This window comes from Bacillus sp. SRB_331 (genome assembly GCF_003264175.1).
In the GTDB taxonomy this organism is placed as follows: Bacteria; Bacillota; Bacilli; order Bacillales; family Bacillaceae_G; genus Bacillus_A; species Bacillus_A mycoides.
The window spans coordinates 112458-126369 of the sequence record NZ_NADV01000026.1 but is presented as its reverse complement, the minus strand read 5'-3'; the positions used below and the strand labels follow the sequence as shown (position 1 = coordinate 126369).

The window sequence follows — 13912 nt, the reverse complement described above, 5'->3', positions numbered from 1 at the left end:
TGGTAAAGAAAGGAATAGAGAGAGCATGAATATATGTAGAGTGCACCACGTTGCAATTATTTGTTCGAATTATGAACTGTCAAAGGATTTTTATACTCGGATATTAGGTTTTAAAGCGATAAATGAAGTATATAGAAAAGAACGAGATTCTTATAAGTTAGATTTATGTGTAGGGGAAGAGTATCAAATTGAATTATTTTCATTTCCTAGTCCACCTGAGCGCCCAAGTTTTCCAGAAGCAGCTGGACTTAGACATTTAGCATTTGCTGTTACAAATATAGAAGAAGCTGTAAACCATTTAAAACAATGCGGTGTGGAGACTGAAGCGATACGTATGGATGAAATTACGGATAAAAAATTTGTCTTTTTCCAAGATCCAGATGGCTTGCCTTTAGAATTGTATGAGGCTTGAAATTGGTGAATTTTATATAGGGTTGCTTTCAAATAAATGAAGAAACTAAAGTGAAACTTCTTTTTTAAAGGAGGTGTAACTTTAGCTAAGAAAGCTAAAGGACATATGTGGATATTTTAAAATTACTGATGGTAGCCATCCTTATTGCGTTAACAGCATTTTTTGTGGCTGTTGAGTTTGCAATTATTAAGGTGCGTAGCAGTCGTATTGATCAACTCGTTAGTGAAAAACGACGAGGAGCATTGGCAGCTAAAAAAGTAACTTCGAATTTAGATGAGTATTTATCAGCATGTCAGTTAGGTATTACAATTACTGCTTTAGGGCTTGGGTGGTTAGGAGAGCCCACTATAAAACATATACTCGAGCCGTTGTTTTTAAAACTACACCTATCTCCTGCAATTGCAAGTACAGTTTCATTTATTATTGCCTTTGCAGTTATTACGTTTTTACATGTTGTCATTGGTGAACTTGCTCCGAAGACGCTCGCTATACAAAAGGCAGAGCAAGTTAGCTTATTATTATCGAAGCCAATTATTTACTTTTACCGAGTAATGTATCCGTTTATTTGGGCTTTAAATGGTTCTGCAAGGCTTGTAACAGGGTTATTCGGATTACATCCGGCTTCTGAACATGAAGTAGCTCATTCGGAGGAAGAATTACGATTAATCTTATCTGAGAGTTATGAGAGTGGAGAGATTAATCAAAGGGAATTTAAATATGTAAATAATATTTTTGAATTCGATAATAGAGTCGCAAAGGAAATTATGGTACCTCGTACGGAAGTTGTAGGTTTATATGAGGACGAACCATTTGAAACACATATTAAAATAATCGCACAAGAAAAGTACACGAGATATCCCGTATTTGGTGAAGATAAAGATGAAATTATTGGGATGGTTAATGTAAAGGATTTATTTATTCGTTATATGGATGGTAATCGAGACGAGGGGTGCTCGATTACGCCATATACAAGGCCAGTTATTGAAGTGTTAGAAAATATCCCTATTCATGATTTGCTATTACAAATGCAAAGAAAACGAATTCCATTAGCTGTATTATATGATGAATATGGTGGTACAGCGGGAATCGTTACGCTAGAAGATATTTTAGAAGAAATTGTTGGAGAAATCCGAGATGAATACGATGAAGATGAACACCCGCCTATAGAGCATATAAGTGAAGGGTGTAAAATTGTAGAGGGAAAAGTGCTTATTAGTGAAGTAAATGATTTATTTGGCATACACTTAATCGCTGATGATGTAGATACAATTGGTGGGTGGATTATGGTACAAAAGCAAATCGTTGCTGAGGGGGATATTATTGAGAAACACGGCTTTTCTTTTAAAGTTCTTGAAAAGGATATGCATCAAATTAAGCGAGTTGAAATAAAGAAAGTAGAAGAATGAATGGATTTTCTATTATATAAACTTTAATAAAAAGTATATATAGAAAAATAAATGTTTGCGCTTTCAAAAAGGGTGCTATATAGTGAAAGTGGATACTGAAGAATTCATTTAATGATACTCGTATTTTATAGGGCGAATTCTTTAGATAAGGATTTAGAATGAAAAGTATAGGTGATGAAAAATGATAGCAACGAAGGATATACGTATAGAAAAAGATTTTTTAGGTGAAAAGGAAGTACCGAGTGTAGCTTATTATGGTGTACAAACATTACGTGCCGTAGAAAACTTTCCTATTACAGGATACCGCATTCATCCGTCACTCATTACGGCAATGGCAATTGTAAAAAAAGCGGCAGCGCTTGCGAATATAGATACAGGTTACTTAGCTAAAGATATCGGACAAGAAATTGCAGAAGCGGCACAAGAGATTGTTGATGGAAAGTTCCATGATCAATTTATCGTAGACCCGATTCAAGGTGGAGCAGGTACTTCAATTAATATGAATACTAATGAAGTAATTGCAAATAGAGCCTTGGAACGTATGGGATACGAAAAAGGTGAATATGCGAAAATTAGCCCAAACACTCATGTGAACATGGCCCAATCAACAAATGATGCGTTCCCAACTGGGATTCATATAGCAACTCTTATGATGCTGGAAGAACTTCTTGTTACAATGGAAGAACTTCACTCTGCTTTTCATGATAAAGCAAAAGAGTTTGATCACGTTATTAAAATGGGGCGTACGCATTTGCAAGATGCAGTTCCAATTCGCCTTGGACAAGAATTTGAAGCATATAGCAGAGTGCTAGAGCGTGATATAAAAAGAATTAAACAGTCTCGTCAACATTTATACGAAGTTAATATGGGTGCGACAGCTGTCGGTACGGGATTAAATGCAAACCCTACTTATATAGAACAAGTTGTGAAGCATTTACGAACTTTTAGTGGTTTCCCTCTTGTTGGTGCAGAGCACTTAGTTGATGCGACGCAAAACACAGATGCATATACAGAAGTATCTGCAGCACTAAAAGTATGTATGATGAATATGTCTAAAATTGCAAATGACCTTCGTATTATGGCGTCTGGTCCACGTGTTGGGTTGGCGGAAATTCAATTACCAGCTCGTCAACCAGGTTCATCTATTATGCCGGGTAAAGTAAATCCAGTTATGGCAGAAGTAATTAACCAAGTTGCTTTCCAAGTAATTGGAAATGATCATACAATTTGCTTAGCGTCAGAAGCTGGACAATTAGAGTTAAATGTAATGGAGCCGGTATTAGTATTTAATTTAATTCAATCCATCAGTATTATGAATAACGGTTTCCGTGTATTCCGTGAATACTGTATAAAGGGAATTACAGCGAATGAAGAGTTGCTTAAGCAATATGTTGAAAAAAGTGTTGGAGTTATTACAGCAGTGAATCCTCATATTGGTTATGAAGCAGCTTCTCGTATTGCACGTGAAGCAATTGCGACAGGAAAATCTGTTAGGGAGCTATGTTTAGAACATGGTGTACTTACAGCAGAAGAGCTTGATATTATTTTGGATCCATACGAAATGACACATCCCGAAATTGCTGGTGCTTCTTTATTAAAGGATAAAGTGAAACTTTAATCAGTGGGGGGGGGTAATCCCCCACTGATTATTAGTTGAACCAATCGGGCTTTTACGGGCAGTTGATCTCCCACCTAACTCCCTCGCATTCGCCGAATTTTGGGGTGGGAGTTTTACTGCCCGTTAATGCGGGATAAAAAAATGTAATGTAAAAAGCACCGATCCATTTGGATCGGTGCTTTTTTTAGAAGATATTAAATACAGAGTTAAGTTGAAGTAAGCTAATAATAGCTAAGAAGATTAAACTATATTTCATTACTATTTTAAATAGAGCAGATTCTTGACCAACTAGTCCAACTGCTGCACAAGCAACTGCTACAGATTGTGGTGAAACCATTTTTGCGATTGTACCACCAACTACGTTTAATGAAACGAGAGTAGATGGTACGATGTTTAACTGATCGGCAGTTACTGCTTGAAGTGGTGCGAATAATGAACCACTTGATACGACTGAACCTGTAATGAATACGCCAATCCATCCTAAGATTGGAGAAAGAACTGGGAATGCATTTCCCGTAGAAGAGAATGCAAGTCCAAGTGTAGATGACATACCAGAGTAGTTTTCTACGTAAGCTAAAGCGATAACGCTACAAATTGTATATACTGGAACTTTTAGTTCTTTTATTGTTTCGATCATTAATTCTTTAATCATTTTGCCGTTTACACGGTAGACGATAAGTGAAACGATGATTGCTAATACAATCGCAGTAGTTGTAGAAGAGAATACATCTAGTTTGAAAATCGCTGCGAAAGGTGTATCAGCCTTTGTAATTGGTGCAGTTTTCATAACCGCATTATGAAGACCAGGGAATTGAATGTTAAATACTAAGTTTGCCAATGGACCATCCGGAGCAAATAAAGCTTTAATTGGTTTTAGATTAAAGATTGTTACAAATGCAGTTAAGAATACGAATGGGGACCAAGCATATAAAATTTGATTGAATGTATGAGATTCTTTTTCTTCTTGTTTTTCTTCTTTAGCAGAAGATTTTGGTTGCCAAACACGTAAGAATAATGTAAGAGCGACCATACTTACGACTGCTGCGAAAATATTAGTAAGTTCAGCGCCTAAGAAGTAAGTCACAAGGAACTGAGTAATTGCGAAAGAAACACCACTTACAAGAATACCTTGCCAAGTTTCTTTAATGCCTTTAAATCCATCTACCATTGAAACAAGTAAGAACGGTAAAACAATGCTAATGAATGGCAAAATGTAAACAGCTTGACGACCGACAGTTAATGCATCTAGCCCAGTTAATTGTGCAGGTACTGTAACTGGAATACCCATAGCACCCATAGCACCACCAGCGATATTAGCTACTAAGCAAATACCTGCTGCTTTTAATGGATTAAAGCCCATACCTACAAGTAATGCAGCTGTAATAGCAACTGGAACACCGAAACCAGCTGCGCCTTCTAAGAAAGCACCGAAAGAATAAGCGATTAATAATACTTGTAAACGCTGATCATTTGTAATACTTGAAATGCTATCACGAATGACATTGAATTGTTCTGTTTTAACAGTTAATTTGTAAAGGAAGATAGCTGCGATAACGATAGTACAAATTGGATAAAATCCAGATAAAACACCGAATCCGGCAGATGCTACTGCTACAGTTGCAGGCATTTTATAAACAAATATAGCAAGAATAATAGCGACGATCACACTATAAAGCCCAGCCATGTAACCTTTCATTTTGAATCCCACTAAACAAATAATGAAGCAAAAAATTGGGAGTGCTGCGATTAGTGCAGATAACCAAATATTGTTTAATGGGTCATAAATTTGTGTCCAAGTACTCATAATAATGACAACTCCTATCTATTATATGTGAAGAAATTCACATTATTTGTGAAACTGTTCACAATCAACTTACATGCTTAGTATATTCTCCTTCAACACTATTGTCAACGTGAAAAAGTATAATTATTCCATAATAGTATTAAAAGTAACATTTTGTTCATAAAGTAGACAAAAAGCGTAATCAAATTGATTTGAATACGCTTTTATAAATTATTGACATATTCTTTCATTTTTTCATATGTCATTGGTCCTACATGCTTATATTGAATGACACCGTTTGAATCGATGACAAAAGATGTTGGAATACTGATAATTTGATATGCAGCACTTGCCTGTCCTTTCTGATCTAATAGGACGGGGAAGGTATATTTGTTTTCTTCAAGAAATTGTTTAACATTGTTCGGGTCTTTTTCAGTAGCTGTCGCATTTACAGCAACAAGTTCAATCCCCATATCTTTAGTATCGTGATAAAACTTTTCCATATCAGGCATTTCTATTTTGCATGGACCACACCAGCTTGCCCAAAAGTTCAATATTACTTTTTTTCCTTTATAGTCTGTAAGGCTAACTTCTTGACCAGTGGTTGTTTCTAGAAGGAAATTGCGGGCAACATTGCCAACTTCAGTTCCAATGGGGGTGTTTGATTTTGAAGCTATATCTTCTTTGTTGTCTAATAGGAAGTGATCGATAATAGTCCAGCCAACCGCAATGCTAATTAACGCAATAATAAACCATTTTTTAATATTACATCATCCTCCTTACTTAAATTTCCTTTTTATCGTAACAAAGTGGTTAAATATGGTCAAATTACTTTACGATAGGTTATCAATTATGGACGGTATTTTACAATATCATTACTGTACATTTCAGTAAGGTGAAAATATAACAAAAAGCCTGATAAAACAACGTTTGTAAGCAAAGTATTGCTAGCCCTTTGTTTTGCTTTTTTATTGTATCATATAGTATAATATTCAAAATCAGGTGGGATTTTTTCTTGAACTGTGTGCTGATAAAAGTCGGAAAATTTTCTCAGCATTATAGGTTGATAAAGTTATGTCGTAACAGGAAATATAAGAACAGATATATAAATAAATAAAGAGAAAATAAAAAATGAAAATGAGGGGAATTTTATGAACCAAAACCAATTTGACTGTCGTATTTCAGAAGAAGACGTACAGATGTTAAGAGCATTAGCTCATCCATTGCGTCTACGTTTAGTAATGGAACTGATGCAGCGTGGAACATGTAATGTAACACAATTACAAGAGGTATTAGAAATTCCGCAATCAACTGTTTCGCAGCATTTAACGAAATTAAAACAAAATAAAGTAGTACGCTTTGAGAGACGCGGGTTAGAAGTGTACTATCAAATTCATAACGATAAAGTAAGTGAAGTAGTAAAAACATTATTTTCTTAATTTTTGAATATTATGGAAAGAAGACGTGTGAAATATACGTCTTTTTTTATTTGGAAAGGATCTAATAATAGGAAGATTTGAGAGCGTATATATTAGCGCGTTAGAAAGAAACAAACTATCGGTTGAAGTGCTAAATTGATGGAATATATTTTGAGGGGATATGAAAAGATAGAAAGGAGTGTAGTAAGAAAAAGGAGGGATAGTAGTATGGATGTGACACGTGTGAAACAAATCTTATCTTCTTCAAGTAGAATTGACGTTACATATGAAGGCGTACCAGTATGGATTGAGAGCTGTGACGAGCAGAGCGGAGTTGCTCAAGTGTATGACGTATCTAATCCTGATGAGAGCGTTCATGTGGACGTGACGGCTTTAGAGGAGAAATAATAAAAAAGACGCTTCTAATTTTAGAAGCGTCTTTTTTGTGTTATTCCATCATACTCGCAACTTTTTTAGAGAAGAGAAGGAGTACAAATCCTAAGACGATAACGATAATACCGATACTTGCAAATACTTCAAGGTATCCTAATGATTGTGTAAATGAAGCAAGTTTACCTGCTAACCAGTTAGCCATACCCGTACCAGCTAACCATACCCCCATTAGTAATGATGCTAATTTTACAGGAGCAATCGCACTTACCATTGATAGACCGATTGGTGATAAGAATAACTCACCAATTGTATGGAAGAGATAAGTGATAACGATGAATAATAAGTTCGCTTTTACAGTTATATCTGCTTCACTACTTCCAGTCTTTAGAACTGCTAATGTTAAAGCAAGGTAACCTATACCTAGTAAAATCATACCTAATGCCATTTTTGTTGGCACTTTTAAATCACCGCGTTTTGTTTTAGAAAGTTTTAACCATAACATAGATACGAATGGTGCAAGTAGTACGATGAATGCTGGGTTAACTGATTGGAACCAAGAGGTTGGAACTTCCCAACCGAAAATTGTACGATCAACAAATTTATCTGTATAAAGTGTTAGAGAACTACCAGCTTGTTCAAATCCTGCCCAGAAGAATACTACGAAACAAGTTAAAATTACAATTGCCCAAGTACGATTTTTCTCTTGCTTTGTTAAAGGTTTCTTTTCGATTACAGGTTGATTTTTTGATTTTTTACCGACAACTGTTGTTCCTGCTTTACCAAGGTAACGAGGAGCTAATAAGTTGAAAACAATTTGTCCAATAATCATACCGATACAAGCTGCTAAGAATCCGTATTTATATCCCATAACAATAACGCCATTAGCGCTTGTTTTAAAGAAATCTTCTGCTAAAAATCCACAAATAAGTGGAGCGAAGAAAGCACCTACGTTAATACCCATATAGAAGATAGTAAATGCACTGTCACGACGTGAATCATTTTCACCATACAATTCACCTAACAGTGTAGAAATATTTGGTTTGAAGAATCCATTACCAATAACTAATAGTATTAATCCAAGGAGTAGTCCTGTTTTTGTATTCATTGAGAATAGTACAAAGTTGCCGATTGCCATAATAATTCCGCCGAGAGTAATGGCATGACGTCTTGTAATATAATGATCCGTTAGCCATCCGCCTATAATTGGCATGAAATATACTGCCGCTGTAAAAGTACCGTATAATTGCACTGCGACTGCTTTATCAAATCCTAACCCGCCACTAACAGCAGCAGTTGTTAAATAAAGAACTAAAAGGCCGCGCATTCCATAGTAACTAAATCTTTCCCACATTTCTGTTAAGAACAACAAATACAACCCTGGTGGATGTTTTTTTGGTGATTGTTGCTCTCCAGCTTTGTCTAATTTTAAAGCTGCATCCATTTTTGTTTCCCCCTAATCCTGTATAACGGATATTTATGTAATCATTTTAATTTACAAAATATTTAGAAGTCAATAGAATTATATGGAAATAGAAAGAAAATTTCTAAAAAAGTTCTATTTTTCTTCAACCGTTATTGTATTTTGCCCTGAAAACTCGATAATAAGCGTTTTCAAATGTAGTAATTGAATTCTAAACGAATTCAAAATAGTGATTAATCAGAAAATTTAGATTAAAATTTTTATTCTGATATAGAGAAAAAATATTTTATTTACTTTTATAATATAACATATTGGGAATAAAAATACAAAATGAAATAATGTGACATTTAAGTGAATTGAAAAAACAACTCCCTCTGTTGGAGGGAGTTGGCTAGAGATGTATTATTTAACAAAGCGTTTTTCAATGTCATCTAGTAGTAGGTTAGCGGCCATTACACCACCAGCTGTATTCCAAATAACATCGTCAACTTTGTATGCTTTATCATTCTTCACTGCATTTAAGTTTTTAAATAGAGGATCGTTTATATATTCCTTTTCTAGTTCAGAGCCTTTTTTCTCGTTTCCTTTATTGAATGTGAAATAGAATAATACATCACCATCCATTGCAGAAATACGCTCTTTAGATACGTTACGCTCTGCGAAATCATCTTTATTTTGATCACCAGGGCGTTTAAATCCAAGTTCTTTTAAAATAACGCCAGAGAATGTATCTCCATGATAAATACGAACATCACCAGGCATAAAACGTACCATAGAAATTTCTTGATTTACTTTATCGCCAAGTTTGCCTTTTAAATCTTTCATACGTGCTTCGTAATCAGTTAAAACCTTTTGACCTTCTTTTTCTTTATTTAATGCTTTTGCATAAAATTTGAAGTTATCTTTCCATTCACCACGTAATGTTTCCGAGAACACAGTAGGTGCGATTGCTTTTAGTTGCTCGTACACTTTTTCGTGACGCATTTTGTTACCGATAATTAAGTCTGGTTTTAAAGAAGCAATCGTTTCAACGTTAACTTGTCCTTCATCGCCAACAACTTTTACATCTTTCATTTTATCCTTAATATGTGGATACCACGGATCACCAGTCCAAGACTTTACAGCACCAACGGGTTTCACACCTAATTCAAGTAAAGCTTCAGTTCCTTCATTCGTTAAAATAACTACACGTTTTGGATTAGCAGGAACTTCTGTTTTACCCATTGCGTGTTCAACGGTAATCATTTCTTTTTTATTATCTTCTTTTGTTGATTCTTCTTTGTTATTTGATTTTCCACAAGCACTTAAAAGAAGTGAAAAAGCTAGTAGAAATACAAATACTATAAACGATTTCTTTTGCATGAAATTCATTATGTACCCCCTACATGTTGAGAATATTTTTCAATAGCAAGCATGATATTAAGCCTTTATCTTTTGATTGTCAATATATATTACTGAAAATAATTCTCATTATCGTTGACAATGAGAATTAAGTTGAAATACACTTACAACGTATCATTATACATTGAAGGGGAAACGCTGCATGTTATTAAAAACAAATCAAGCAAAATGGATTGGATTATTTGTTGGAATCATTGCAGTCGTTATTTGTATTTCGGGAAGTATTATTTTCGGATATACAAATACGAGTTGGAAATTAGCTTTAGATGCTTTTTTCCATTTTAATGGTTCAAATGAGCATATTATTATTCAAAATGTGCGTCTACCAAGGGCGTTAATTGCAGCAAGTGTTGGTGCTAGTTTAGCCATTGCGGGTTGTTTGATGCAAACTTTAACAAAGAATCCGCTTGCTTCTCCAGATTTTATTGGATTAAATTCAGGCGCTGCGTTCTTTATAGTTGTAGCAATTGTACTCTTTTCCGTGACATCATTATCAGCTTTCACATGGATTGCCTTTTTAGGAGCGGCAGTTGCAGCAGTACTTGTATTTGCCTCTAGTTCTTTAGGAAAAGAAGGGACAACGCCTCTTAAGTTAACATTAGCAGGTGTAGCGATAAGCGCTTTATTTTCATCATTAACACAAGGGTTACTTGTATTAAATGAAAAAGCATTTGAAGAAGTGTTATTTTGGCTTGCCGGATCTGTGCAAGGAAGAAAGTTAGAGATTTTACAATCTGTATTCCCGTATTTATTAATAGGCTGGATTGCATCTTTTATGATGGCAGGGAAAGTAAATACATTAATGATGGGGGAAGATGTCGCAAAGGGGCTCGGACAACGAACGATTTTAATGAAATCATTTGTGTTACTTATTATTGTACTGTTGTCTGGTGGTTCAGTTGCGGTTGCTGGTCCAATTGGATTTATTGGCATCGTTACTCCTCATTTCGCAAGAGCTCTTGTTGGGGTAGATCACAGATGGAGAGTACCCTATAGCGGATTGTTAGGTGCAATACTATTAATCTTGGCTGATATAGCAGCAAGATATGTCATTATGCCACAAGAAGTACCAGTAGGGGTTATGACAGCATTTATCGGGGCCCCATTCTTTATTTATATTGCACGTAAGAGAGGGCTTAGCAAATGAAGAAGTATATTCCGTTTCGTATTGGAAAAGGCGAGCTCTCGTTTTTAATGTATAAACGAGCTTGTCTCGTCTTATTGAGTTTACTAGTTGTTTTAATAGGATTATTTTTTGCGAGTGCAGGTATGGGGGATATGAAAATTGCTCCTTATGACGTATGGCAAGCGATTACCGGAAATGGTGATACGATGTCAAATATGGTTGTAAATAAATTTCGTATGCCGCGTATTTTAATTGCTATCCTCGTAGGAATTGCGCTTGCGGTAGCGGGCTGTATTTTACAAGGGCTCGTTCGAAACCCGCTTGCTTCTCCTGATATCATCGGAATTACGGGCGGGGCAAGTGTTGCAGTTGTACTCTTTTTAGCTATATTTAGTGATAAAAACAATGCGTTAACAGTAAGCATTCATTATATGCCGCTAGCAGCTTTTACTGGGGCAACAATTGTAGCGTTTTTTGTATATTTATTTGCCTGGAAAAATGATGGATTATCACCGATTAGTCTTGTTTTAATTGGTGTTGGATTTTGGGCAATAACGAAAGCAGCAACAACTTTATTTATGTTGTTAGCGCCAATTTATCAAGCAAGTCAAGCGAATGTATGGATCACAGGTACTGTTTACGGTTCTTCATGGCAAAATGTTATGGTACTTGCGCCGTGGGTTCTCATTTTAACGACAATATCATTTATCGCTGCGAGACATTTAAATGCACAAGAGCTAGGGGATGATATAGCAGTGGGACTTGGTGTTCCTTTAACGAAGTCGCGTGTATTTATGTTGTTACTTAGTACAGCTTTAATTGGCGGGGCAGTTGCCTTTGCAGGAGGAATTGGATTTGTTGGTTTAATGGCACCTCATATTTCGCGAAGATTAGTTGGCTCTTTCTACGGTGCATTGCTCCCAGTTGCGGCGATTATCGGTGCAATTCTAGTACTCGCTGCAGATTTAATTGGGCGTACAGTTTTCACACCACTCGAAATTCCAGCAGGGGTATTTACATCAGCAATTGGTGCACCTTATTTTATTTATTTACTTTATAAAAGTCGGAATTCATAAAGGGAGATGAATATGCAAAAAGCATTGGAGACGAAACGCTTGACGCTGTCGTATGGTGAAACGATTATTATTGATGAGCTGAATTTAGAAATTCCAAAAGGGGAAATTACAATCTTCATCGGTTCTAACGGTTGTGGGAAATCAACTTTATTACGTTCACTAGCTAGATTATTAAAGCCAACAACCGGTGACATTTTGTTAGATAATCAAGCAATTCAAAGTATGCAAACGAAGCAAATCGCTCGTCAAATGGCGATTTTACCGCAAGGGCCACAAGCACCGGAAGGACTTACGGTATTACAACTTGTAAAGCAAGGACGTTATCCATATCAAACATGGCTGAAGCAATGGTCCGAAAAAGATGAGGAAATGGTACAAAAAGCGCTTGCTGCAACGGGTATGACAGAATTTGCTGAGCGTGATGTTCATGCCCTTTCAGGTGGACAACGTCAACGTGCTTGGATTGCAATGACCCTTGCACAAGATACAGATATTATTTTGCTTGATGAGCCGACTACATATTTAGATATGACGCACCAAATTGAAGTGTTAGATTTATTATTCGAATTAAATGAAACAGAGCAAAGAACGATTGTTATGGTATTGCACGATTTAAATTTGGCATGTCGTTATGCAGACAACATTGTAGCTATTCAAGATAAACAAATATATGCGCAAGGTAAACCAGAAGAAGTTATTGACCAGAAGTTAGTTCGGGATGTATTCCGTATGGAGTGTCAAATAAGCGCTGATCCGTTATTTGGGACACCGCTCTGTATCCCGCATGGAAGAGGAAGACGTGTACTTAAAGAGGCTGTTCAGGCGATGAGATAACGAAAAAAGACGATGAGGATTCATCGTCTTTTTTACCCCGCTATTTGTGGGCAGTAAGATCCCCATCTCAAAATCCAGCGAAAGCAAAGAAGCTGGTTGGGGGATCAACTGCCCGTAAAAGCCCGATTGGTGCGGGCTAATAATCAGTGGGGGATGAACCTCCCCCACTGATTAAAGTTTCACTTTATTTTCGGCAAGAAAATAATAGAAAAAGGGGAATACGTAAACGTCGTTCATATTCTTCTTCATCTTGAAAACAGTTTCGATTTGGTGTAGCTTCTTTTAAGCTTGTAATCGTAAATCCGGCTTGTTGTAATAATGTAAAATATTCTTCCGCAGTCCGGTGATATTTAATAACTTCTTGATCAATCCATGGCTCAACTCGTTTTCCTGTTTCGAAATAATCATCGACGAGCCAACTAGTTCTTTTACCACTCGTTTGCAAGCTTTCAAATGAAGAGGTAATAACGGGATGTTGAACGCTAAAGGTGAAGGTTCCGTTTGTTTTTAAAGTTTGAAACACATTTTGAAAAATGATATCAAGGTGTTCAATATAATGTAGGGCGAGTCTAGATGTTACTAAATCAAAAGTAGAAGGAGGGTATGTGTAGTCTTTGAGGTTTAAAAAATGAACGGTGCCATTTTTATTTTCTAGTTGTTTTTTAGCTTTTTCATACATAAGCTCGGAGCCTTCAATACCAGTGTAAGAGTGGCATCCATGTTCTAATAATTCTTGGCCGAATTTAGCATCACCACAACCTAAATCGAGGATTTGTTTTCCTGTTACATTGCCAATGAGCTGAAAGAATGCTGGTTTTTCAAGGGATTCGTTTGGACTATTTTCTCGATATCTTCGCTGCATATATTGCTCTAAAAACGATTCGTTATTATATACATCAGATTCAGTAAATGCCATTTTAAAAGCCTCCTAAATATTTTTTTAATTCTATCAAATATGAAAAGTAAATGATAGATTTCTTGTAATGAATCATTTATAATCTTAAATTGTAAGCGGTTTCTTTAAA

At 35.9% G+C, this 13912-nt stretch carries 13 protein-coding genes; 8 read left to right on the top strand and 5 right to left on the bottom strand.

Going from position 1 to position 13912, the window contains the following annotated elements:
• Positions 1 to 25: 25 nt before the first annotated feature.
• The 3 genes from gloA2 (at position 26) to aspA (ending at position 3436) form a co-directional block, all read left to right on the top strand.
• Positions 26 to 412 carry an SMU1112c/YaeR family gloxylase I-like metalloprotein gene (gene gloA2 / locus B5P42_RS17370; protein WP_001017670.1) on the top strand — a complete coding sequence of 129 codons (387 nt, stop codon included), beginning with the start codon at positions 26 to 28 and terminating at the stop codon, positions 410 to 412.
• Positions 413 to 519: 107 nt separating this feature from the next.
• Positions 520 to 1818, top strand: coding sequence for a hemolysin family protein (locus B5P42_RS17365; protein WP_044444467.1), 1299 nt, complete (start codon positions 520 to 522; stop codon positions 1816 to 1818).
• Positions 1819 to 1999: 181 nt separating this feature from the next.
• A complete protein-coding gene (aspA, locus tag B5P42_RS17360; protein WP_016093356.1) occupies positions 2000 to 3436 on the top strand; it encodes an aspartate ammonia-lyase in 1437 nt (478 codons plus the stop codon).
• A 184-nt stretch (positions 3437 to 3620) separates the two neighbouring features.
• Here aspA and B5P42_RS17355 read toward each other — a convergent pair whose 3' ends face one another.
• Complete coding sequence (locus B5P42_RS17355; RefSeq protein WP_002029741.1) at positions 3621 to 5240, bottom strand: lactate permease LctP family transporter; 1620 nt, start codon at positions 5238 to 5240, stop codon at positions 3621 to 3623.
• Between the two features lie 203 nt (positions 5241 to 5443).
• A complete protein-coding gene (locus B5P42_RS17350; RefSeq protein WP_113734774.1) occupies positions 5444 to 5872 on the bottom strand; it encodes a TlpA disulfide reductase family protein in 429 nt (142 codons plus the stop codon).
• A 498-nt stretch (positions 5873 to 6370) separates the two neighbouring features.
• Between B5P42_RS17350 and B5P42_RS17340 the strand changes: the two genes are divergently transcribed.
• Both B5P42_RS17340 and B5P42_RS17335 read left to right on the top strand, forming a co-directional pair.
• Positions 6371 to 6658: an ArsR/SmtB family transcription factor gene (locus B5P42_RS17340; RefSeq protein WP_001075217.1), complete on the top strand. Its 288-nt coding sequence runs from the start codon at positions 6371 to 6373 to the stop codon at positions 6656 to 6658.
• 207 nt (positions 6659 to 6865) lie between these two features.
• The gene (locus B5P42_RS17335) at positions 6866 to 7045 is read left to right on the top strand and encodes an acid-soluble spore protein H (protein ID WP_002091002.1); all 180 of its coding nucleotides are present in this window, start codon (positions 6866 to 6868) and stop codon (positions 7043 to 7045) included.
• A gap of 40 nt (positions 7046 to 7085) precedes the next feature.
• On the opposite strand, the gene B5P42_RS17330 is transcribed toward B5P42_RS17335, so the two are convergent.
• On the bottom strand, positions 7086 to 8471 hold the full coding sequence (locus tag B5P42_RS17330) for a peptide MFS transporter (protein WP_016093355.1): 1386 nt from the start codon (positions 8469 to 8471) through the stop codon (positions 7086 to 7088).
• Positions 8472 to 8852: 381 nt separating this feature from the next.
• Positions 8853 to 9821, bottom strand: a complete 969-nt coding sequence (locus tag B5P42_RS17325; RefSeq protein WP_113734773.1) for an ABC transporter substrate-binding protein — start codon at positions 9819 to 9821, stop codon at positions 8853 to 8855.
• Between the two features lie 172 nt (positions 9822 to 9993).
• Here B5P42_RS17325 and B5P42_RS17320 point away from each other — a divergent pair, with 172 nt between their 5' ends.
• Genes B5P42_RS17320 through B5P42_RS17310 form a run of 3 tightly spaced genes read left to right on the top strand, consistent with a single transcriptional unit; the run spans position 9994 to position 12887 of the window.
• Positions 9994 to 10998 (top strand): FecCD family ABC transporter permease, encoded by a 1005-nt coding sequence (locus B5P42_RS17320; RefSeq protein ID WP_113734772.1) that lies wholly within the window; start codon positions 9994 to 9996, stop codon positions 10996 to 10998.
• Positions 10995 to 12053, top strand: coding sequence for a FecCD family ABC transporter permease (locus B5P42_RS17315; RefSeq protein ID WP_113734771.1), 1059 nt, complete (start codon positions 10995 to 10997; stop codon positions 12051 to 12053). The genes B5P42_RS17320 and B5P42_RS17315 overlap by 4 nt, the downstream gene beginning before the upstream one ends.
• 12 nt (positions 12054 to 12065) lie before the next feature.
• Positions 12066 to 12887: an ABC transporter ATP-binding protein gene (locus B5P42_RS17310; RefSeq protein ID WP_002167083.1), complete on the top strand. Its 822-nt coding sequence runs from the start codon at positions 12066 to 12068 to the stop codon at positions 12885 to 12887.
• 184 nt (positions 12888 to 13071) lie between these two features.
• Here B5P42_RS17310 and B5P42_RS17305 read toward each other — a convergent pair whose 3' ends face one another.
• Entirely contained in the window at positions 13072 to 13803 is a 732-nt protein-coding gene (locus B5P42_RS17305) for a class I SAM-dependent methyltransferase (protein ID WP_113734770.1), read from the bottom strand.
• Positions 13804 to 13912 lie beyond the last annotated feature (109 nt).